Origin of the sequence: Bosea sp. ANAM02, from assembly GCF_011764485.1 — a bacterium.
GTDB lineage: Bacteria > Pseudomonadota > Alphaproteobacteria > Rhizobiales > Beijerinckiaceae > Allobosea.
The window spans coordinates 961,782-981,615 of record NZ_AP022848.1; the positions used below are offsets into that span (position 1 = coordinate 961,782).

Genomic DNA, 19,834 nt, shown 5'->3' on the forward strand with positions numbered 1-19,834 from the left:
TTCATGGGCGGACTGATCATCGACAGCTTCGCCGGCGGCGGCGGGGCCTCGCTCGGGCTGGAATGGTCGCTCGGCCGCTCGCCGGACTTCGCTATCAACCACGATGACGATGCTCTGCTGATGCACGCGGCAAACCATCCGCAGACCGTGCACCTGAAGGAGAATATCTGGAAGGTCGATCCCTATGCCGTGACGAAGGGCCAGCCCGTCTTCGTGCTCTGGGCCTCGCCGGACTGCCGGCACCATTCGAAGGCCAAGGGCGGCGCGCCAGTCTCGAAGTCCGTGCGCGGTCTCGCTGACGTCGTGCTCGTCTGGGCCGAAACCGTCGCGCCGCAGATCATCCTGCTGGAGAATGTCGAGGAATTCGCGCAGTGGGGGCCGCTCGGCGAGGACGGCAAGCCCTGCCCCTATCACAAGGGGGCCGAGTTCGCCCGCTGGGTGCGGCACCTGGAGCGCCTCGGCTATGCCGTGGAATGGCGAGAGCTGCGCGCCTGCGACTATGGCGCCCCGACGATCCGCAAGCGCCTCTTCCTGGTCGCGCGTCGCGATCGCAAGCCGATTCTGTGGCCGAAGCCGACGCATGCGAAGCCGACCGATCCGCGCGTCCTTGCCGGAGAACTGAAGCCCTATCGCACCGCGGCCGAGATCATCGACTGGTCCTTGCCGTGCCCCTCGATTTTCCTGACCCGCGCTGAAGCGAAGGCGAAGAAGATCCAGGTGGTGCGACCGCTTGCCGACAAGACGATGGCTCGCATCGCGCGCGGCTTCAAGCGCCACGTTCTCGATCGACCGGAACCGTTCGTCGTCTCGTATTACGGGGAGGGCGCTGGCGGCCTGAACCGCAGCAACGAGACAGCCGAGCCATTGCGGACTGTCACGACGGAAAACCGCTTCGCCGTAACGGTGCCCTATCTCGCCGGCGTCGGTGGACGCATGGGGCAATCCGGCGAGCGGCCGGTCGATAAGCCCTATCACACCAATACCACGAAGGCGGGCACGGTTGTCGTGACGCCCTTCCTGTCTTACGCCCAGCAGGGCGGCGGAAACCGCCCGGCTGATGGGCCGCACCATACGATCTGCGCCAACGCCAAGGATCAGAACCAGGTGGTGACCGGCTTCCTGGTCCCGCGCTATGGCGAGCGACCGGGGCAGGAGCCGCGCTCGCGTAGCGTCGAGGTGCCGGCGCCCGTCGTGGTGCCCAAGGGAAACGGCGGCAGCCTCGCCGCCTGCTATCTGGCGCAGCACAACACCGACATGATCGGGCACGATCCCGAAAAGCCGATGTCGACGATCGTCGGAAAGGCCTGCACTCAGGCGCCGGTGATGGGCAAGTTGGCATATCTCTCGCATCACTACAGCTCGAATACCGCCGGCGGTGAAGGCGATCCGGAAAAGCCGCTGAAGACGATCTTGGCCAGCGGCAACCATCATGCCGTCGTCACTCCCTATCTCAGCGAGATGCGCGGCCGCTCCGACGCGCGTTCTCCTGACGAGCCGCTCTCGACTGCCACGCGACAGGCCACGCATGGGCTGATCACGCCTTTCGTTAGTGGCTATTACAGCCTCGGCGAGAACGAGCGGCCCAGCGACGTTCCGCTCGCCACAGTGACCACGCGCGATCGCTTCGCCCATGTTGAGGGCTATATCGCCCTGCCGCCGCTCTCGCCCGAGATGGCGGAACGTGCCCGTATGGTCGCTGCCTTCCTACGCGATCATGGCGTTTGGGATGGACCCGGCGAATTTGTCACCATCGGCGACTTCATCGTCTGGGACATCGGCATGCGCATGCTGGTGCCGCGCGAACTGGCGCGGGCGCAGGGCATGCCCGATTCCTATGACATCACCGCCGCCGGTCGCCTGACTGAGACGGCGCAGCGCCACAAGATCGGCAACAGCGTCTCGCCGCCTCCCGCCGAAGCCCTCGCCCATGCGAACTGCGTCGAGGCGCTGCTGATGCCGGATGTGAGGCATCGCCGACGCGCCCCGGTTCCGACCTGGCCCGGGCTGCCGGCGGCGGCTCGCCAGCAAGAATTCCTCATCGCGGCGGAATAGTCCGATGGCGAATGATTACCGCGACATCGTCAGCGTTCCGCGCGACGGCAGCCTCGTTTGGGTCATGCACGAGGACGTCGGCAGCTTCCTAATGCGATGGAACGCTGCCGCATCGAACCCGATGGTGTCGACTGAACCCGGCATCTGGGAAGCTCCCGACGGCTCTTTCACCTGGTGCGATAAGAACGGGCTCGGCCCCAGCCATTGGCGGCCCGAATGACTGTGCTCGATCACGCGCTGGATCTCGCTTTACGCGGCTGGCCAGTTTTCCCCGCGAACCCCGCGCAGAAGCCGGATCCTTTTTCCAAGGCGCCGCACCTACCCAAGGCAAGCGCGCCGGGGGAGAAGGACGGCGGGCACTGGCTCGCCTCGGCCGACCCTGGTGTTATCCGCGGCTGGTGGCGGCGTTGGCCGCGCGCACTGATCGGCTTTCCGACCGGGCTGCGGACGCAATGCGTCGTCATCGACCTCGATCCGAAAGATGTTCCCGTCGAGGCGATGCTCGCCGCGCTGACGAGGTTCTGCGGCCGGCTGCGCTATGAGGATCCCGAGACGGGAGAAATCGTCGAGCCGGCCTTCGCCTTCACGCAATCGGGCGGGCTGCATCTCTATTTCGCCTGGCCGACCGAGGCGGAATTCGCCGAGATGGAGCGCAACCTCCAGCGTGTCGGCGGCATCTTCAAGCCGACGATCGGCAGCCCGACAGACGTCTTCCGCCGTTTCCTGAAGGCTGGAGAGGTAGGCCCCGAACTGGCGCATATCGATGTGCGCGGCGAGGGCGGCTATGTCATCGCCCCGCCCTCGGTCATGGTCGACGGCAAGGCCTATTCCTGGGCGATCCCGCGCGGCGAGATCCTGCCGCCGTTGCCCCGACGCCTTCGCGGCGTCATCACCGGCGAATTCCTGACCGAGGCTGAGCGACAGTCGCGGCGGGCGGCGGCGAGGTCGCAGCAGCGGCGCGGAAGCAGCACCGAGATTGCGGATCGACGCGTCAAGGCCGCTGTCGATGCGGCCATCGGCCGAGCGCTTGACATGGCGCGTACGGCGGCGCCGGGCAGTCGCAATCGCGGTGTCTATGACGCCGCGGTCTGGCTCGGCCGGATCGTGCGCGGCGGGTTCCTCGGCCGCGCCGAGGCGGAAAGCATGCTTTTCGCCAATTTGCCGGCTGGGGTGCCGCCGACCGAGCCAAAGATCAAGCACACCATCAGTAACGGGCTCGATGCGCCCGTGCCGGCTTTCTCGCCAGCAGAACTCGGCCCGGGGAGGGCGGCATGACGGGGCCGGGAGAAGACGACAACCGCTCGGCCGAGCGTCTTCGCGCGCTGATGCAGCAGGCCGAACGCCCCGCAACCCCGCCGGCGCCGGAGGAAATTGAGGATGGCGACGGCCCGTCCGACATGCCGCTCGACGCCTCGCTAGCGGATGTGGAGTGGTGCGCGACGCTGGACCATTCCGACACGGACAATGGCAAGCGCCTGTTGCGCCATCGCGGCCAGGACCTCGCGCGGATGTTGGAGGTCGGTTCCGAAAAGGCGACGTGGGCCGTGTGGAGCGAACGATACTGGGACGCGCAGGATGGGGCATTCCAGGCGCTGGCCAAGGCTCAATCCATCGGCGGCCTGATCGGCCTCGAGGCCGAGTTCCTGCGTCACACGCCGCAGGAAAATGCCGCGATCCGCAAGGCGCTGGACAATCCGACCGAGGAGAACGTCAAAGCCAAGGATGCCGCCAACGCCGCGCTGGAGAAGCGCCAGGCAAAGCGGCGCGCCTTCGGCGTCACGTCAAAAAACTCGGCGCGGCTGGCCGCCATGCTGAGCTGCGCGGCGCCACACTGCGCCGTCAAGACGGACGAGTGGAACGCCGACCAGCGGCTGTCATACGTCGCGAACGGCACGCTGCGCTTCATCCGCGAGGTCGACGATACGCCACCGGCTCCGGACGCCTGGCAGAGCGAGGAGCCGCGCTTCCGTGGCCGCCACGTCTTCACGCCCGAAGGCTGGCGGCGCGAGGATCGTGTCACCCGCATGATGCCGGTCAATTACGATCCGAAGGCGAAGGCGGAGAAATGGCGTGCCTTCGTTGCCGAGATGCTGCCGGAGGCGCTCGTTCCCGGCGTCGCCTGGGCCGTGCAGAAATATTCAGGGCTCGGCCTGACCGGTCTGCCGATCCAGCTGATGGCGTTTCATTACGGCCTCGGCGCCAACGGCAAATCGGTGTTCCTCGAGGTGCTGGCCCGCATTTTCGGCGCGCTTGGAGAAGGCTTGCCGGCAGAATCGATCACCGGCCAGCAGCAGGGAGCCGCCGGCTCGGCCTCGCCCGATCTGGCGCGCCTGCCGGGCGTCCGCTTCCTTCGGATCACCGAGTTGCCGCAGGGCGAGCCGCTGCGGGAGGCGCTGGTGAAGCGGCTGACAGGCGGCGAGAAGATGGACGTGCGCTCGCTGTTCAAAGGGTATTTCGCCTTCCAGCCGCAGTTCAAGGCACACATGTCCGGCAACGGCTATCCAACCATTCTTGGCTCGGACAACGGCATCTGGCGGCGCATGGCCGTGGTGCCGTGGAAGGTAACGGTGCCGGAGGAAAAGCGGCGCGACTTCGAGGAGATCGTCTGCGAGCTCTGCGAGGAAGGCCCCGGCATCCTCAACTGGCTGATCGAAGGCATGGAGGCGTATGACCGGGAGGGGCTCAAGCTTCCCGCCGCGATGGTCGACGCCACCAAGGATTATCGCGACGAGATGGACCCGATCTCGGTGTTCATCGAGAAATGCGTACGGGCGAAGGACGACGCCGAGCCGGTGCGGGCGAAGCACGCCTATGAGTGCTATGCGGCCTGGTCCGACGCGAACAATCGCAAGCCGAAGACGATGACGGCCTTCGGCCGCGTGATGGGGCAGCGCTTCCAGAAAAAGGACGACGCGGCAGGCATCATCTATCTCGGCATCGAGTTGCATGATATCCCACCTCGATCGGCGGTGCCCCGCAACCCCGATGACGCCGGTTCCGACCGGTGATGACCCTGCAACCGTCCATTTTCGTGGAGGGTTGTGGACGGTCCATGAACAGTCAGCGGCAACTCTCCATCTCGATTTTCGCTTTCGCTTCAATGACATGGCATGCGCCGTGGACAGTCTGGAGGGTTATGCGCGCGTATAGGCAATGCCAAAGAGGTTCGGGGGGCGAGGCATTTTCATATGTGTCTAGGCCGCTGAAACCCTCCAGACTGTCCATCATCATGATCAAGATGCTGATTTATATCAGCTATTTCCTATGGATAGTTGCTCAGAACTATCCATCAACCGTCCACAACTCTCCATTTCACGCTGTTTCGAGGCTGCGGCCATGAAGACGATCACGATCGAGGCTCTGTTGCGGTGGGCTTATTGCGAGGAGCTGCCGAAAGCGGAAACGGCAACCGTGGAGATCGGGACGGCCGTGATGGGCAGCAGCTGGGACGCTGTCGCGCAGCAAGGCGTTTTGCTCTGCGAGACTGTCAGCGATGGCCGGGTGAACAGCTATGGCGTGGTGCCCGTCCTTGCCTGGTACGGGCGGGAGCCGCACGAGGACGCCTTCGCGGTGCATCGCGCCGTTGGTGAGCTTGCCTCGCTCGATCTCGATGTTCCCGAGGGCTGGGCGCCGCTGGCAGGCCTCGAACTTTCGGAGGAGGAGCAGGACGAGGCGCTGCGCCGCGCCATGCCTCGCCTTGCATCTCAGAACGATGCCGGCATCTGGCGCCTGCGCGGAAAACCTGCCGAGCTGCTGCGTCGCCACGCGATCCTCGGCGGTGCTCCGCACTGGGAAGCCGAGGCGCCGAAGGCGCGCTTCGTCACGGTCCAGGGTAAGCCGGCATGGTTCCGCAAGGTGTCGCAGACGATCCGCGGCAAGGTCCACTGGATCGAGGTCGATGGCTATAACAAGCGCTCCGGCCGGCCCTATGCCGGCGCCTATCGCAAGACCGTGCTGGAGCCTGATCCGGCGCAGGCGGCGATAGATCGTGCTGAATACGAGGTCTGGCACGCTTCTCTGGCCTATCTCGCGGAGGTGCTGTCCGAGCCGGGGACGCTGACTGCGCATCGGGTGCTGCCGCCCGCGGCGCCTGCTCGGCCATGGGAGGAAGAAATCGTTCCGCTGACCGCTTGACGTGCGGCAGCCTGTTGACGTAGCTTGGTCATGCATTATCAGGTTCGAAAACGCCGCTTGGTTCATCCGGGCGGCGTTTCGCTTTTCGGGAGGGTGGCGCGATGAGCATCGTCGTTTCTCTCCAGGGATCCGGTGTCCGTTCGCTGGCGGAAGCCATGGCGGCCATCGGTGAGGGCAGGGCGCGCAAGGCCTATGCTCGCGCCATCAACCGGACCGGCTCCACTGCCATCACGCAGACGGGCCGAGCGCTGGCGCAGCAGACCGGCTTGCCGGTGCGTGTGACGCGCAAGGCTCTCGCGAACCCGATGAAGGCGACGCCGGCCACGCTGGAGTTCTTCAAGCGCGTTCGTGGTGGCGACATCGCGCTGAAGTATTTCAAGGCGAGGGAAACGAGGCGGGGTGTCTCCGCCGCCCCGCTCAACCAGCGGCGCATCTTCGCCCATCATTTTATCAAAGGCGGACTGTTCCCGAACCGCGTTGCGCTTGGGATGAACGGCAACGTCTTCGAGCCGGACACCGGCACGTCGGTGTGGGGCCGTCCTTTCACCATGGCGCAGTCCGGTGTCATCCTGCCCGAGCAATTGTTGAAGGGTAGGTCGAAGGCTGCGTTCGAAGCTGCGACCGAAGGGCTTGGGGCTCGGGTCGAGCACGAGATCCGCGTCATCACCCGCGGGGTGGTGACCTGACGGGGCCGGATGGCGCCGGGCCACCCCTGTGGCGCCGCCGCCACACCCCCCTGGTCAAGGGACCGTATTCTACCTCTGCCCCTGCGGACGGGGAGAATGCCCCCGGCTTTTGAGCAGTAGGCCGGTCCGCAACCGGTACACGCGATGCACGTTCATGCACGCGTGCAGCACGGGACATGCACGATGGATGGCGACTGGATCTCGATCACGGAGGCAGCTGCTCGGCTGACCGGCTCCGGTGACCGGGTCGACCGGTCGACCTTGTCCCGATATTTGAAGCAGCACGCGGAAGCGCTTCCGAAGCGGCCGGACGGCAAGGCCAATCTCGTCGAGTTCGAAGCGCTGGCGGCGCATCGCTCCGAGAATATTCGCATCCGGGCGATGCCGGCGGAGGTTCGCCCCGCCGCCCCTGGGCGACTTGCTGCTCCGGCCGCGACCCGCTTCGCCGGATCGCAGTCGGATGGCGCGGCCCGCAAGGCTCAGGCCGATGCTGCAATCCGCGAGATGGATCTCGCTGAGCGTCTGTCGAAAACGACGCTTGTGTCCGAGGTCGATCGAGCCGGCCGGGATGCCATCGCCCTGATGCAGGCCGCTTTCGACCGCGCCTACGAGGGCGAGGCGGCCAGCCTGTCGCTTAAGTATGGCTGGGATGAACGCATGGTTCGCGTGGCGCTCAAGTCGTTCGCCCGCGTCGGTACGGACATCTTTAACCGCGAGATCATGAAGCGGATCGATGCGATGAAGCGGCCGAAGGCGGGCTTGATCGCCGAGGAAGAGATCGCCGAGCCGAGTGCTGTCGGCGAGCCGTGACCGAGGATCTCCGGTCGGCCTTCCCGTCCTTGCTGGACGGCGAGGCCGTGCTGTTCGCTGGCCTCGCGGCGGCGAGCAAGCCCGTCGACAATCTGAGCATCTCGGAATGGGCAGATCGTCATCGCATCGTGTCACCAGAGTCCGGGTCTCCCTGGCCGGGAGAGTTCAAGACCGAGCGCGTTCCGTACCTGCGCGAGCCGCAGGATTGTCTGCATCCCGATCATCCCGCCCGTCGCGTGACAGCGCGCTGGGCGGCGCAGCTCGGCAAATCGACCGCGATCGAGAACTGGTTCTGCTACATCGTCGACCAGTCGCCTGGCTCGATGATGATCGTTCTGCCGACCCTCGAGGAGGCGACGAAGTTCAACCGGGTGAAGCTGCAGCCGACGATCGACGCCACCAAGCGGATCAAGCATCGGGTGGCGCCGGTTTCGAGCCGCGACGAGCAGGGGTCGACCACGGCCTTCAAGCGCTTCCCGGGCGGCTTCTGCCAGATCGTCAACGCAGGCTCCTCCAAGGGCCTGCAGATGGTCTCGATCAAGTACCTCGCCATGGACGAGGTGACGGGATACCTGGCCGATGTCGATGGCCGCGGCTCGCCGCGTGACCAAGCTCGTGCTCGGCAGAAGATGTATGGCGACCTTGCCAAGGAATGGCAGGGCTCGACCCCGGGCATTGCCGGCGATTGCGCCATCTCCGAGGACTTCGAAGACGGCGACCGGCGCTATTTCTATGTGCCGTGCCCGCACTGCCGCGTTCGCCAGGTACTCACGCCCGAGATGATGCGGGGGCCGGACGAAGAACAGCGGCTGCCGGCGCATCTGCGTTGCCAGTCCTGCGATGGTCCGATCGTCGATGGCCACAAGGCCGAGATGCTCTCCAGTGGCGAGTGGATCGCCACCCGCGTTCGGGAGGGAGAGGATCCCGTCCCGACCGCGATCCGGGCGGAGGATATGCCGCGCTGGCGGTGTGATCCGTGCGAGGGCCGCTGCCGGGAGTGGCAGCCGAGCTATCACCTCTGGGCGGCCTATGCGCCGCGCGAGAAGTTCGGCGCGATCTGGAAGCGCGGCGAGGAGGCTGAAGGCGACGCGACCAAGATGCGCGTCTATTGCCAGCAGGATCTTGCCGTTCCCTACGACCCCGGCGGCGTCGCGGTCGAATGGGAGAAGCTGACGGAAGCGGTTCAGCTCTCGACCTATCCGCGCGGCAGCGTTCCGCTCGGCACTGCGCTGCTGGTCTCGGCGGCCGACGTTCAGGGCTATGGCATCAAATGGACCGTGTACGCGGTCGGCCCGCGGGGGCAGCGCTGGCTTGTCGATCGACAGATCTTCGAGGGTGCTCCGGATCAGAGCGACGAGCCGTGGATCGCGCTCGCCGATGCTCTCGGCCGGCAATATCCAACGCCGTCAGGTAGGATGAAGGGCATCGACCTATCGGGGGTCGATTCCGGCTTCGCCACCGATCGGGTCTACCGCTTCTGCTCCGGGCGGCCGAACTGCTTCGCGCTTGACGGCCGCCATGAGCAAGGTCGCCCCTGGCTCGGAACGCCGGTTAAGCGCGACATCAAGGACGCGCACAAACGCGTCGTCGCGAAGGTAATGCTCTATCCGGTTGGCCTCTATGACGTGAAGACGGAAGTCGTCGCCGGGCTCGCCAACCTACTGCAAGGCCCGGACGCCTCCGGCGTCTGGCCGCGTAACACGCTGCATCTGACGGCCGATCTCTGCGATGCGGAGTTCGCCCAGGAGCTGACAGCGGAGCGTCTGGTCGATCCCGACGAGCCGGTTGGGGGCAATGCCAAGAAGAAGCGCCTCGTCTCGCCGCGCGCCGGCCGGGAGTGGCGCAAGCTGGTCAATCGCAAGAACGACTGGTTCGACGCAACGGTCTATGCCTTCGCGCTGGCCTGGCACCTTGAGCACAAGCGCCGGCTAAACGCCGACCGCTGGAACGATCTTATCCTCGAGCTGCATGGCGGCGATCCGGACGAGGTCGATCTCTTCGGCGCGGCCGATACCGGCCCGCTCGCACTGAAACGCACGCGCTTGCCCGCAACCGAGCGGGAGGCGCGCAAGCAGAAATGGGCCAATCGCACATGAACAAGCCGCGCGTCAGGGTCAAAGCGGGGAGCGCCCCGGCGTCATCCGCCCCGGCGCGCGAGCGTGCGACGGCCCGCTGGCTGCGGGACGGTTCCTCGGGTGTGCTCTCGATGCGCCAGGCCTCGCTGGTCGAGAGCCGGGATGAAACCCGGCGGGCATGGCATCGTATCGCCGCGCTCGCCGTCGATTTCATCCAGAATTCGGGCCGGCTGAAGGGCGCCGTCGATCAGATCATCGCCGACACGGTCGGCAACGAACTGAAGCTGCGCGCGAAGCCGGATCTCTCGGCGCTGGGCTATAGCGCGGAGGAGACGAATGCCTTCGCCCGCATGGCCGAGTCTCGGTGGCGCCGCTACGCCTGGAACCCTGCCGAGGTCGATTTCCGCGGCAAGTTCGTCCTGCCGCAGCTGCTCGATATCGCCCTCCGGCACCATGTCGCCTATGGCGAGGCGATCGGCCTTATCGAGTTCATGGGCCGTGCCGAGCGGCGGCGCTATGGCATCGGCACGGGCACCAAGCTGCTCCTCGTCACGCCGACCCGCCTGGTATCCGACACGAACGAGGTCGAAGGTCTCTTCCAAGGCGTTCGCCATGATGAGAACGGTCGGCCTCTGTCCTATCGTCTTCAACATCGCGATGCCGGCATCAACGTGAAGCGAGATCATCGTGTTCGTGATGCGCAGGGTCGGCAGCTGATCGTCCATTGCTTCGACCCATGGGATGGCAGCGATGTCCGCGGCATCTCGCCGATCGCTGCTGCAATGCGCACCCATGCGCATAGCGAGCAGCTGCAGGACGTGACGCTCGCGACGGCGATCCTGCAGACGGTATTCGCCGCGACGCTAACTTCGCCGGAGCCGAGCAACGAGGCGTTCAGCGCAATCGAGGCCCTCGACGACGATGAAAAGGGCCTAAAAGCTGACTTCATCGGGTATTTCGAGAACGCTCTCGATCAGGCCAAGAAGAGCCGGATCGCGCTCGACGGGACGGGGCAGGTCAGCCACCTCGCTCCCGGTGAGAAGCTGGAACTGCACACGGCTTCGACCCCGGGTGGTGTCTATCTGCCATTCTCTGCCGATCTCCGGCGAGAGATGGCGCGTAGCCTCGGCATCACGGCGGAGAGCTATTCGCTCGACTATACCGGTGCGACCTATTCAAGCACGCGCATGGGCACAGCCTCGATCTGGCCGCTCAACCTGCGCCGTCGCGAGCGCATCGCCGCCCCTCTGGCGCAGTCGGGCTACGAGAGTTGGCTCGACGAGGAGATCGCGACCGGCCGCATTCCGCTTCGCGGAGGCTATGCCGCGTTCCAGCGACATCGCGACGCGATCTGCTGGGCGGAATGGCAGGGGCCGGCCAAGCCGACGGCCGACGACGAGAAGTCGGCTCGTGCTGCCAGCGAGCGCCTGCAGAACGGCACGACCACGCTCGAGTTCGAGTGCGGCGAGCTCGGGCTCGATTCTAACGACGTCATCGCCAAGCGCTCCGAAGAGCGCAAAGCGCTGATAGCGGCAGATCTGCCCGATCCCTTCGAACGTGTGCGCGGCGGCGGCCAGTCTGCTGCCGCTCGGCCAGGCGAGGTCACTGCTGCATGAGCCAGCCCGTCGATCCGTGCGCGGAGGCTGCGAGGCTTCGCGAGCTGCGCACGCTCATAATCACCGGCCGCAGCGAGAGCCAGATCCGCTTCGACGTCGAGGAGGTCCGGTACCACCGGGCTGACCTTGCGGCGCTCGACCGCGAGATCACGCGGCTCGAAACCGCTTGCGATCTCCAAGAGGGCCGCGCTCCGGCGCGGCGCCGCTTCGCAAAACGGGCGGGCTTCCGCCCCTATTGAGGTTCACCCATGGCAGTTCTGGTCGATGGCAACGAGCTCGTCCTGACGGGCACGGTCGGAGCCTATTGGTTCGAAGACGGCTTTTCGGCGTCGGACGTTTCCGGTGCGCTCGCCCGGCTCGGGCGGGATAGCGACATTACGGTGCGGCTGAACTCCGGCGGCGGCATCGCCACCGAGGGGACGGCGATCCACGCGGCCTTCGCCGCGCATAAGGGCAAGGTCGATATCGTCGTCGAGGGCATTGCGGCCTCTGCGGCCTCGATCATTGCGATGGCCGGCGACAGCGTCAGCATGGCGCTCGGCGCGGTCATGATGATCCACGATGCCTCGACCATCGCGTTCGGCGATGCCGGAGAACTCCAGAAGCGCCTGGGCGAGCTCGACGCGATCAGCGGCTCCATGGCCTCGATCTACGCTGATCGTACCGGCAAGCCTGCCGCCGACATGCGCGCCCTGATGAAGGCCGAGACCTGGTTCACGGCGGAGGAGGCCGTCGAAGCGGGGTTCGCCGATGAGGTCGGCAGCGCGGCTGCTGCGGAGCGGTCGGAGCCCTCCGCCTTCGCCTATCGCAGCTACGCCAACGCCCCCGTTCCGGTTCTCGCCCTGGCCGATGCCCATGGCTGGACCGTTAACAAGCTCCTGGCGGCGTCCGCCGCCCCCACCGCTCAGACGAGGGAGAAACCCATGAGCGCCACCCCCAAGGCGGACGACAAGCCCGCCGATCTCGACAAGATCCGCGCCGATGCCGCCGCCGAGGCGGTGCGGGCGGATCGCGACCGTCGCGCGGCCATCCTGGCGCTCGACGAGACGAAGGACCGCGAGACGCTCGCCGAGCATCTCTACCTGACCGGATCGACCGTCGAAGCCGCCAAGGCGACCCTCGCCGCGGCGCCCAAGGCCTCGGCCGCGGAGACCGTCGACAACTATGACGCCGAGCGCGCCCGGGCTTCCGGTCTCGCCCAGCCCGGTGCGGCCCAGCCGAAGGCGCGAGCCGGCGTCTCCGCCAATTCGATCTACGCGGCGCGCCGCACCGCTCAGAAGGGAGCCTGACCGATGGCGTTCGATACCAAGACGATGGGTCCACGCGACCTTTCCTTCGTCCTGTCGGAGGTCGGCTCGATCTCCCGTGACACCGTGACGATCCTCTCAGGGGCGGGCGTGCTGAAGCCCGGTGCTGTGCTCGGCAAGGTGACGGCCTCCGGCAAGTTCAAGCCCGTCACTGCTGCGGCGGAAGATCCCGCGACCGGCGCCGATCTCGCGCTTGCTGTCCTCGCCTACGGGGTCGATGCCACCGCGGCCGACGCGAAGGCCGTGGTCGTTGCTCGCCTCGCCGAGGTGAAGAGCTCGATGCTGGTCTGGGGCGCCGACTTCGACAACGACGCCAAGAAAAAGGCCGCGATCGCCGAGCTCGCCGCCGTCAACATCCTCGCTCGCTAAGGAGAGCCTCATGCCCGCGATCAATATCTGGGACAACGAGGGCTTCTCCCTCGAAAGCCTGACGGCCGCCGTCAACCGCGAGCCGTACCGCCCGGGGCAGGTCTCTGCCAGCGGCATCTTCAGCGAGGACGGCGTCACCACGACCGTCGTCTCGATCGAGGAGCGCGATGGCAAGCTCGCCCTGGTCGAGCCCTCGCCGCGCGGCGGTGCCGGCGAGACCACAGGCGATGAAAGCCGCTCGCGCCTGCCCTTCGAGGTGGACCATTACCAGCGCGACGACAGCGTGAAGGCCGACGAGGTGCAGAATGTGCGCGCCTTCGGCAGCGAGGACCGGCTGGAGACGGTCGTGGAGCGTGTCGAGAGCAAGGCCCAGCGCCATGCCGCCGACCTGACCATGACGCTCGAGCATCAGCGCGTCGGCGCGATCAAGGGCATCGTTACGGCGAAGTCCGGCACCGTGCTGCACAACCTCTATACCCGCTTCGGCATCGCCGAGCCGGCGCCGAAGTCGCTGGATCTCGACGTCGACGCCACCCTGGTCGGATCGCTCTGGCAGGACGTCATCTATGGCATCGAGGACGACCTCGACGAGCCCTACGACGGCATCCACGTCTTCACCGGCCGTGACTTTCACAAGTCGCTCTGGCAGCACAAGAGCGTGCGCGACACCTTCGTGTTCCAAGGTGCGCAGGTGCTGCGGCAGGATGTGCCGGACGTCTTCGAGTTCGGCGGCGCGACCTGGGAGCGCTACCGCACCGGCGCCAAGGCGACCACCGATCTCGGCTCGCCCTATATCGGCCATGCCGAGGCGCGCGTTGTGGTCAAGGGCGTTCCCGACCTCTTCATCACCCGCTTCGCGCCGGCGGACTACGAGGAGACGGTCAACACCGTCGGCCTGCCGTTCTACGCCAAGCAGTGGGCGCGGCAGGACGGAAAGGGGCGACATCTGCAGGTGCAGATGAACGCCATCTCGCTCTGCACCCGCCCGGGCGTGCTCCGCAAGCTGACGCTGACCTGATCATGGCGCTCTGGCCCGATCGCCTGGCGCGGGTCCGCGCCAGCGTCGATCGAGAGCTGGCGGACCTGATCACCGCGCGCCCGCAGCGCGTGTCGCAATATGGTGGAGCGTCGCCCGATCCTGATCGCGCGGCGTTCGACCTTCAGGGTGTGCTCCTCATCGGTGAGGGCGGCCAGTCCGATCTCGCCGGCGGCAACACCGGCATGTGGCTCGCTCGCATTCCGATCGGCGAAGCCGAACTGCAGATCGACCCCGACGCTCATCCCGCGGCGCGCAACCTGCGCAAGGGTGACCTGCTGGTCGCCATGCAGCGCGGCGGGCAGGTCTATGAGATCGCCCGCGTCGATCCGCCCCGGCGCAATCGCATCGTGTTGAGGCTCGCGGTCCAATGAGCTTGTCCGAGATTGCCATCCGTCTCGTCACGGTGAAGGCGCTGTCCGGCCGGACACTGGCCGGTGGCGCTGTCAGCGATAGCGAGGTCTCCGCCATCGACGTCGCGGCGGCCGAGCACAAGCGCCCTTTCATCGCCGTCTATACTGATGACGGCGAGAGCCAGGGCGTCGGTCGCGATATCCTGACCGGGAACGGGTCCTTCTCGCTGGCGATCGAGATCGGCGTGACCAGCAAGATGCGTTATCGCCTCGACAGCGGCGAGGATGAGCTGGTCGACGCGCTTGTTCCGACCGATGCGCTGATGGAGATGACGCTCAACCTGATCGCGCGGCAGATCGCCATCGCGCTCGCCGATCCGACCAATGAATGGTCCGACCTCTGGCGCCGGTTCGTGACAAAGGTCGGGCGCGTCCGGAAGCGTCGTGGAGCGTCTGCCGACAAGCTGCTTCGCTTCGCTGGCAGGCAGATGGAGATCGAGGTGCATCCGCTCGCCGATCCGCCGTTCGGAAAGGCGCCGGCAGGGGTTTGGGCGGACCTGCTGGCAAAGATCGAGCAGGATGCCGATCCCGACTTCAGGAAGCTCGCGGTGCCGATCCGGCGAGCCATTGTCGGCGACCCTCCGGAGCCGTCCTGGCGCATCGACCAGTCGCAGATGGCCCTGTCGGGCGATGAGGCGACTGCGATGCTGATCACGCCGGCCGAAGGTCTGGGTGACGATGATGTTGCGCTCGCCGGCGTCGTGCTCGCTGAAGGGGGAGGCGGCTGATGAGCAACATTCCGGACGATCTGCCTGGGCAGATCCGCTGGATTGCCGATCAGCTCGCTGATCAGAAGCGCCGCGACCGCAATCGCAAGCGGACCGGCACCGTCGCCGAAATTGACAACGCCAAGGGCCTGGCCCGCGTCGAGATCTCGGAGCGGGACGGCAGGAAGTACCTCAGCCCCTGGATCCCTTGGGGCGAGATCGCGGCCGGCGAGACGAAGACGCATATCGCTCCTTCCGTCGGGCAGCAGGTCAAGGTCGTTTCGGAGACGGGGGACCTGACCGATGCGGAGATCGACATGTCCGTACCCTCCAATGCCAATCCGCGGCCGCATGACGGTCCGGAGATGGTCATCACGCGTGGCCAGGTCCGGCTGTTCATCGCGGGGGACAAGGTGACGCTCGACGCTCCGACGATCGTCTACAAGGCGCAGTCGATCACTTACGAGGCCGATAGCGGCGAGCTCGCATGAGCCCGCCGATCATCAGGCTCGGCGATACGTCGAGCCACGGTGGCGCCGTCGTTTCGGCAGCGTCGCGATGGAAATGCGTCGGCATCCGGATCGCGCGGCGCGGTGATGCCTTCGTCTGCCCGATCCATGGCCCCCAGTCGATCGCGACGGGCTCGGGCAAGCACGTCTGCGAGGGGGCGCCGATCGCACGCGAGGGCGACACAACCACCTGCGGCGCCTCGCTCGTCGCCAGCCAATCGAAGTGGACTTGCGCCTGATGCCTGACGGGAACGGTCTTGAGCGCCGCACGATGAAGCCGCTCTCGGGCTGGGCGCATGTTCAGCAGTCGATCGGCGTCATCCTGTCGACGCCGCTGGGGTCGCGCGTCATGCGGCGGGATTTCGGCTCACCGCTGTTCGATCTGATCGATGCGAAGATGACCCCGCGGCGCGTCCTGGCGCTCTATGCCGCCGTGGCCATCTCGATCGTACGTTGGGAGCCGAGGTTCCGGCTGACCCGCTGCGCGATCGTCGAGGCGGGGCCTGACGGCAGAGTCGGGCTCGCGCTCCATGGAACCTATTACCCACGCGGGCATCTCGGCGATTATTCGATCGCCGAGGATGCCTCGACGCGGGTTGTCATCCCGAGGTCGACATGACGCGCTTCACCCCGGTCGATCTGTCGCTCTATCCGATCTCGGATGTCGTCGAGGCTCTCGATTTCGAGAGCTACCTCGCCCGCGACCGTGCGACGTTCACCGAACGCTGGGAGCTGCGCCGGCTGGCCGATCCCTCCCTCCCGCCGGTCGATACGCTGCTGCTCGAATCGGATCCGTCTTCCGTCGTCCTGGAGGTCGGCTCCTATCGTGAAACCCTGCTGCGCGGACGGATCAACGACCGCATTCGGGCGCTCACGCTCGCCGGCGCACTTGGCCGCGCGCTCGATCATATCGGCGTGACCTATTACAGGACGCCGCGCCGCGAGATCGTGCCGGCGGTTGGCGCGACGCCGGCCGTGATGGAGGATGACGAGACCTACCGTCAGCGTCTGGCCTTGGCGCCTGAGTCATGGTCTACGGCCGGGCCGGTCGGCGCCTATCTGTTCTGGGCGCTCTCCGCTTCCGGAGACGTGCTCGACGTTGCGGCCTACTCCGAGGACGAGGGCGTTTGCCTGGCGCCCCGCATTCGTGTCGTCATACTGCCGCGGGACGGGTTGTCGGGGCCGGAGAAGACCGCGCTGGTCGCGACTGTTAAGGAAGCCTTGAGCCGCGTCCGGTTGCGGCCGCTCGGCGACCTGGTCACGGTCGAGCTCGCGACGGACTTGCCTTTCAACGTCGTCGCCAACCTGAAGATCCGCCAGGGCGCCTCGGCTGATATCGTCAAGGCCCAGGCCGAGAGGCGGATCCGTCAATATTGCTCCGGTCGGCTTCGCTGGATCGGTGACGATATCGAGGGGCCAGTCTGGCTGATCGGGCGCCGGTTGCGGCAAGGCACCATTGCGGCTGCGGCGCTCGGTACGGATGCCAATGTCGTCGAGGTCTCGCTCACCGCCCCGGTGGGCGACGTCAATCCGCCCCCTGCCGGCTATACAGAAGCAGCGCTCGCCGACGTCGGCGCGCCAGGCTTCGTGCCCCTGGCGGATGCTGTTACGGCCCATCTGTTCAAGGCGCCGAGGCTCGGCACCGTCACTGTCACCCATGAGGTCGTGGCGGAGAGCTGGTCATGATTGATCTGCTCCCGAGCAATGCGGATGTATTCGAGCGCGAGATCGCAGCACTCTCGGCCGAACTCGACGCGATCGACCCCGCCGTCATCGAGACACTATGGGACGCCTGGCGCTGCCCGGCCGCGTTGCTGCCCTGGCTCGCCTGGGCAGTCAGCGTCGATGCTTGGGATGATGGCTGGGCCGAGCCGGTGAAACGCCAGGCGATCGCCGATAGCCCCGACTATCACCGGATCAAGGGCACGGTGCATGCGGTGACCTCGGCATTGTCGCTCGCCGATAGGCCCTTCGAACTCACCGAGTGGGGCGACCAGCTGCCGCTCGGCCGCCGCGGCACGTCGCGCGTCTTCGTTGAGACCACGATCGACGATGTGCCGCGGATCCTGAAGGCCGTTCGCCCGCTGGTGATGTCCGCCAAACCGAAATCGCGACCGATCGTGTTCGGCGCTGGCGAGCTCGCGATCGGCAGCGTCGTCATGGGAGCGGGGCTGCTGACCGAGGAGCTCGTGACCGTCGAGCCCTACGCCCTCAGCGGCGAGACCTTCGAATTCACGCCGGTGCTCGCCGCCGGCCTGTTCCTGGAAGAACTGATCACCGTCGAGGCCCTGCCATGACCACCGGACTGCTCACCACCACCGCCGGCCGGGCCGCCATCATCGCCGATCTCGGCGGCGGTGCCGATCTCGTCCTCACCCAGGTCGCCTGGGGTGACGCCAACGGCGTGCCCTACAATCCGAACGAAGCGCAGGTCGCGCTGGTTCGCGAGAAGTACCGGGCGGCGATTGCCAGCGTCGCAGTGGTGGATGGCGCCATCGTCGTCGACGCGACGATTCCTGCCGATACCAATGACGGCACGGGCCGCCCGTCGCATGGCTTCAACGTCGCCGAGGTCGGCCTGTTCAGCGCCGCCGGAACGCTGATCGGCCTTGCCCGTTGCGGCAACGGTTATAAGCCGCCGCCATCCTCCGGCCAGGCCTCGGCCGTGACCTATCGGCTGAAGCTCGCCGTCGCCAATCCGAGCGCGATCACCGTGGTGATCGACCCGCAGGCGCAGGTGAACATCGGCCGCCAGGTGCGACCGTTCTGGGTGACGGTCGATGGAGTGCTGAACGATCCGCCGGCGGCGCCGGCGACTGGCGCCACCTATGTCATCAACGGGGCGCCGACCGGCGCCTGGGTCGGGCAGGCTTACAAGCTCGCCCAGTGGGTCGGGGTCTGGGTCGTTACCGCCGTGCCGACCGGGCATCAGGTCTGCGACAACTCCGTTGCCGAGGACAGCGCCAATCGCTACCTGAAGCGGACCGCGGCTGGCTGGGCCAGCGCGATCGCGACCGAAACCGCGGTCGGCCCGGCAAAGATAGCCAGCGAGGCCGAGGTCACCACCGGCGATCTCAGCCGGACTGTCTCGGCCTATTCGCTGGCGCGCCGGCTGCGCGGTGCAGCCAGTACCGCCTCGATCCCAGCCGGCGGCTGGGATGAGGCCGGCGAGACCTGGGGTATCCATCCCTGCCTTCTTCTCGGAACCGAAGCCGGCGGCCCTGGGGGTGCGTACTACTTCCACTGCTGGACGATCCGTTACAACGCGGTGGGCACCCTGACCCAGGTTGCCATCCCGTACTCCGAGGCGGCTACCAGCACCTATGGGTGGCTGATGCGCATTCGTACCGGGGGCGCCTGGGGAGCGTGGCGGCCCCTGATCCGCGACGGTTCGGAAACGCAGACGGGCGTGCTCGCGCTAGCCTCCGCCGCCGAGGCCGTGGCAGGTCTTAACACGACGAAGGCGATCACGGCGGCTGGCCTGCAGAAGGCCCGCTTGAAGAAGACGCGCGTCGTGATTTCCACCCCTGGTGCGTTCTCCTGGACGGTGCCGGCGGGCATCACCACCGTGCAGCTGATCGGCTGGGGCGACGGGGGTGGTGGTGGCTTCGGCAACAATCCGTCAGGCCCGGCCGGCGGCGGCGGCGGCGCCCAGTTTGAGTGGACTGTCGATGTTGTGCCCGGAAACACCATCACCGGAACCATCGGCGGCGGCGGTGCTGCCGGTTTCGCAGGCAACAATGGCGCATCCGGCGCTGGCACCACGGTCACGGCGAATGGTCAGACGCGCACGGCCGGCGGCGGCGCTGGTGGCGTCAACGCTGGCGGCGGCGCCGTTACCAACTCGGCCTTGGGAGGAGCGGTCTCCGGCGGTGCCGTCGATGTCTCGCGCAACGGTTCGCCTTCCGCCGGCGGTCTACAAGGTTACTCCGGTTCCGGCACACTCTTTTACGCCGGCAAGGGCGGCGTTGCGCCCAACGGCGGCGTCGGCGGCAATGCCGGCACCGGCGCAGGCAACGGCGGCGTCATCCCTGGTGGCGGCGGCGGCGGCGGAGCCAGCGGCAATGTGGCGGGCGCGGGCGCCCGCGGCGAACTCTGGATCCTGTACTGAGGAGCGGTC

General features: G+C 66.7%; 20 protein-coding genes. All 20 read left to right on the forward strand.

Annotated features, from left to right (window positions below):
- Positions 1–3 precede the first annotated feature (3 nt).
- On the forward strand, positions 4–2,052 hold the full coding sequence (locus OCUBac02_RS04650) for a DNA cytosine methyltransferase (RefSeq protein WP_173043745.1): 2,049 nt from the start codon (positions 4–6) through the stop codon (positions 2,050–2,052).
- Positions 2,053–2,268: 216 nt separating this feature from the next.
- Positions 2,269–3,327, forward strand: a complete 1,059-nt coding sequence (locus OCUBac02_RS04655; RefSeq protein ID WP_173043747.1) for a bifunctional DNA primase/polymerase — start codon at positions 2,269–2,271, stop codon at positions 3,325–3,327.
- Positions 3,324–5,060, forward strand: a complete 1,737-nt coding sequence (locus tag OCUBac02_RS04660; RefSeq protein ID WP_173043749.1) for a DNA primase family protein — start codon at positions 3,324–3,326, stop codon at positions 5,058–5,060. Before OCUBac02_RS04655 ends, OCUBac02_RS04660 begins: the two co-directional genes overlap by 4 nt.
- Positions 5,061–5,388: 328 nt before the next feature.
- On the forward strand, positions 5,389–6,186 hold the full coding sequence (locus OCUBac02_RS04665) for a hypothetical protein (protein WP_173043751.1): 798 nt from the start codon (positions 5,389–5,391) through the stop codon (positions 6,184–6,186).
- 101 nt (positions 6,187–6,287) lie between these two features.
- A complete protein-coding gene (locus OCUBac02_RS04670; RefSeq protein WP_173043753.1) occupies positions 6,288–6,872 on the forward strand; it encodes a hypothetical protein in 585 nt (194 codons plus the stop codon).
- Positions 6,873–7,055: 183 nt separating this feature from the next.
- The gene (locus OCUBac02_RS04675; RefSeq protein WP_197933314.1) at positions 7,056–7,682 is read left to right on the forward strand and encodes a hypothetical protein; all 627 of its coding nucleotides are present in this window, start codon (positions 7,056–7,058) and stop codon (positions 7,680–7,682) included.
- Positions 7,679–9,778: a terminase gpA endonuclease subunit gene (locus OCUBac02_RS04680; RefSeq protein WP_173043755.1), complete on the forward strand. Its 2,100-nt coding sequence runs from the start codon at positions 7,679–7,681 to the stop codon at positions 9,776–9,778. The genes OCUBac02_RS04675 and OCUBac02_RS04680 overlap by 4 nt, the downstream gene beginning before the upstream one ends.
- On the forward strand, positions 9,775–11,373 hold the full coding sequence (locus OCUBac02_RS04685; RefSeq protein ID WP_173043757.1) for a phage portal protein: 1,599 nt from the start codon (positions 9,775–9,777) through the stop codon (positions 11,371–11,373). The genes OCUBac02_RS04680 and OCUBac02_RS04685 overlap by 4 nt, the downstream gene beginning before the upstream one ends.
- Positions 11,370–11,612 carry a hypothetical protein gene (locus OCUBac02_RS04690; RefSeq protein ID WP_173043759.1) on the forward strand — a complete coding sequence of 81 codons (243 nt, stop codon included), beginning with the start codon at positions 11,370–11,372 and terminating at the stop codon, positions 11,610–11,612. Before OCUBac02_RS04685 ends, OCUBac02_RS04690 begins: the two co-directional genes overlap by 4 nt.
- Positions 11,613–11,621: 9 nt before the next feature.
- The gene (locus OCUBac02_RS04695; protein ID WP_173043761.1) at positions 11,622–12,662 is read left to right on the forward strand and encodes a head maturation protease, ClpP-related; all 1,041 of its coding nucleotides are present in this window, start codon (positions 11,622–11,624) and stop codon (positions 12,660–12,662) included.
- A gap of 3 nt (positions 12,663–12,665) precedes the next feature.
- On the forward strand, positions 12,666–13,049 hold the full coding sequence (locus tag OCUBac02_RS04700) for a head decoration protein (RefSeq protein WP_173043763.1): 384 nt from the start codon (positions 12,666–12,668) through the stop codon (positions 13,047–13,049).
- Between the two features lie 10 nt (positions 13,050–13,059).
- On the forward strand, positions 13,060–14,067 hold the full coding sequence (locus OCUBac02_RS04705; RefSeq protein WP_173043765.1) for a major capsid protein: 1,008 nt from the start codon (positions 13,060–13,062) through the stop codon (positions 14,065–14,067).
- Positions 14,068–14,069: 2 nt separating this feature from the next.
- Positions 14,070–14,459: a hypothetical protein gene (locus tag OCUBac02_RS04710; protein ID WP_173043767.1), complete on the forward strand. Its 390-nt coding sequence runs from the start codon at positions 14,070–14,072 to the stop codon at positions 14,457–14,459.
- Complete coding sequence (locus OCUBac02_RS04715) at positions 14,456–15,226, forward strand: hypothetical protein (protein WP_173043769.1); 771 nt, start codon at positions 14,456–14,458, stop codon at positions 15,224–15,226. The genes OCUBac02_RS04710 and OCUBac02_RS04715 overlap by 4 nt, the downstream gene beginning before the upstream one ends.
- A complete protein-coding gene (locus OCUBac02_RS04720; RefSeq protein ID WP_173043771.1) occupies positions 15,226–15,696 on the forward strand; it encodes a phage baseplate assembly protein V in 471 nt (156 codons plus the stop codon). Before OCUBac02_RS04715 ends, OCUBac02_RS04720 begins: the two co-directional genes overlap by 1 nt.
- Positions 15,693–15,953 carry a PAAR domain-containing protein gene (locus OCUBac02_RS04725; RefSeq protein ID WP_173043773.1) on the forward strand — a complete coding sequence of 87 codons (261 nt, stop codon included), beginning with the start codon at positions 15,693–15,695 and terminating at the stop codon, positions 15,951–15,953. Before OCUBac02_RS04720 ends, OCUBac02_RS04725 begins: the two co-directional genes overlap by 4 nt.
- Complete coding sequence (locus OCUBac02_RS04730) at positions 15,953–16,333, forward strand: GPW/gp25 family protein (protein WP_173043775.1); 381 nt, start codon at positions 15,953–15,955, stop codon at positions 16,331–16,333. Before OCUBac02_RS04725 ends, OCUBac02_RS04730 begins: the two co-directional genes overlap by 1 nt.
- On the forward strand, positions 16,330–17,400 hold the full coding sequence (locus tag OCUBac02_RS04735) for a baseplate assembly protein (protein ID WP_173043777.1): 1,071 nt from the start codon (positions 16,330–16,332) through the stop codon (positions 17,398–17,400). Before OCUBac02_RS04730 ends, OCUBac02_RS04735 begins: the two co-directional genes overlap by 4 nt.
- Positions 17,397–18,011 carry a phage tail protein I gene (locus OCUBac02_RS04740; RefSeq protein WP_173043779.1) on the forward strand — a complete coding sequence of 205 codons (615 nt, stop codon included), beginning with the start codon at positions 17,397–17,399 and terminating at the stop codon, positions 18,009–18,011. Before OCUBac02_RS04735 ends, OCUBac02_RS04740 begins: the two co-directional genes overlap by 4 nt.
- Complete coding sequence (locus tag OCUBac02_RS04745; RefSeq protein ID WP_173043781.1) at positions 18,008–19,825, forward strand: phage tail-collar fiber domain-containing protein; 1,818 nt, start codon at positions 18,008–18,010, stop codon at positions 19,823–19,825. The genes OCUBac02_RS04740 and OCUBac02_RS04745 overlap by 4 nt, the downstream gene beginning before the upstream one ends.
- Positions 19,826–19,834 lie beyond the last annotated feature (9 nt).

What these genes read in the sequence shown, in the direction of transcription:
- OCUBac02_RS04660 (WP_173043749.1), top strand. Translation starts at nt 3,324, where the DNA reads ATGACGGGGCCGGGAGAAGACGACAACCGCTCGGCCGAGCGTCTTCGC.
- OCUBac02_RS04715 (WP_173043769.1), top strand. Translation starts at nt 14,456, where the DNA reads ATGAGCTTGTCCGAGATTGCCATCCGTCTCGTCACGGTGAAGGCGCTG.
- OCUBac02_RS04735 (WP_173043777.1), top strand. Translation starts at nt 16,330, where the DNA reads ATGACGCGCTTCACCCCGGTCGATCTGTCGCTCTATCCGATCTCGGAT.
- OCUBac02_RS04670 (WP_173043753.1), top strand. Translation starts at nt 6,288, where the DNA reads ATGAGCATCGTCGTTTCTCTCCAGGGATCCGGTGTCCGTTCGCTGGCG.
- OCUBac02_RS04725 (WP_173043773.1), top strand. Translation starts at nt 15,693, where the DNA reads ATGAGCCCGCCGATCATCAGGCTCGGCGATACGTCGAGCCACGGTGGC.
- OCUBac02_RS04650 (WP_173043745.1), top strand. Translation starts at nt 4, where the DNA reads ATGGGCGGACTGATCATCGACAGCTTCGCCGGCGGCGGCGGGGCCTCG.
- OCUBac02_RS04665 (WP_173043751.1), top strand. Translation starts at nt 5,389, where the DNA reads ATGAAGACGATCACGATCGAGGCTCTGTTGCGGTGGGCTTATTGCGAG.
- OCUBac02_RS04730 (WP_173043775.1), top strand. Translation starts at nt 15,953, where the DNA reads ATGCCTGACGGGAACGGTCTTGAGCGCCGCACGATGAAGCCGCTCTCG.
- OCUBac02_RS04705 (WP_173043765.1), top strand. Translation starts at nt 13,060, where the DNA reads ATGCCCGCGATCAATATCTGGGACAACGAGGGCTTCTCCCTCGAAAGC.
- OCUBac02_RS04695 (WP_173043761.1), top strand. Translation starts at nt 11,622, where the DNA reads ATGGCAGTTCTGGTCGATGGCAACGAGCTCGTCCTGACGGGCACGGTC.
- OCUBac02_RS04690 (WP_173043759.1), top strand. Translation starts at nt 11,370, where the DNA reads ATGAGCCAGCCCGTCGATCCGTGCGCGGAGGCTGCGAGGCTTCGCGAG.
- OCUBac02_RS04655 (WP_173043747.1), top strand. Translation starts at nt 2,269, where the DNA reads ATGACTGTGCTCGATCACGCGCTGGATCTCGCTTTACGCGGCTGGCCA.
- OCUBac02_RS04685 (WP_173043757.1), top strand. Translation starts at nt 9,775, where the DNA reads ATGAACAAGCCGCGCGTCAGGGTCAAAGCGGGGAGCGCCCCGGCGTCA.
- OCUBac02_RS04710 (WP_173043767.1), top strand. Translation starts at nt 14,070, where the DNA reads ATGGCGCTCTGGCCCGATCGCCTGGCGCGGGTCCGCGCCAGCGTCGAT.
- OCUBac02_RS04675 (WP_197933314.1), top strand. Translation starts at nt 7,056, where the DNA reads ATGGATGGCGACTGGATCTCGATCACGGAGGCAGCTGCTCGGCTGACC.
- OCUBac02_RS04720 (WP_173043771.1), top strand. Translation starts at nt 15,226, where the DNA reads ATGAGCAACATTCCGGACGATCTGCCTGGGCAGATCCGCTGGATTGCC.
- OCUBac02_RS04700 (WP_173043763.1), top strand. Translation starts at nt 12,666, where the DNA reads ATGGCGTTCGATACCAAGACGATGGGTCCACGCGACCTTTCCTTCGTC.
- OCUBac02_RS04740 (WP_173043779.1), top strand. Translation starts at nt 17,397, where the DNA reads ATGATTGATCTGCTCCCGAGCAATGCGGATGTATTCGAGCGCGAGATC.
- OCUBac02_RS04745 (WP_173043781.1), top strand. Translation starts at nt 18,008, where the DNA reads ATGACCACCGGACTGCTCACCACCACCGCCGGCCGGGCCGCCATCATC.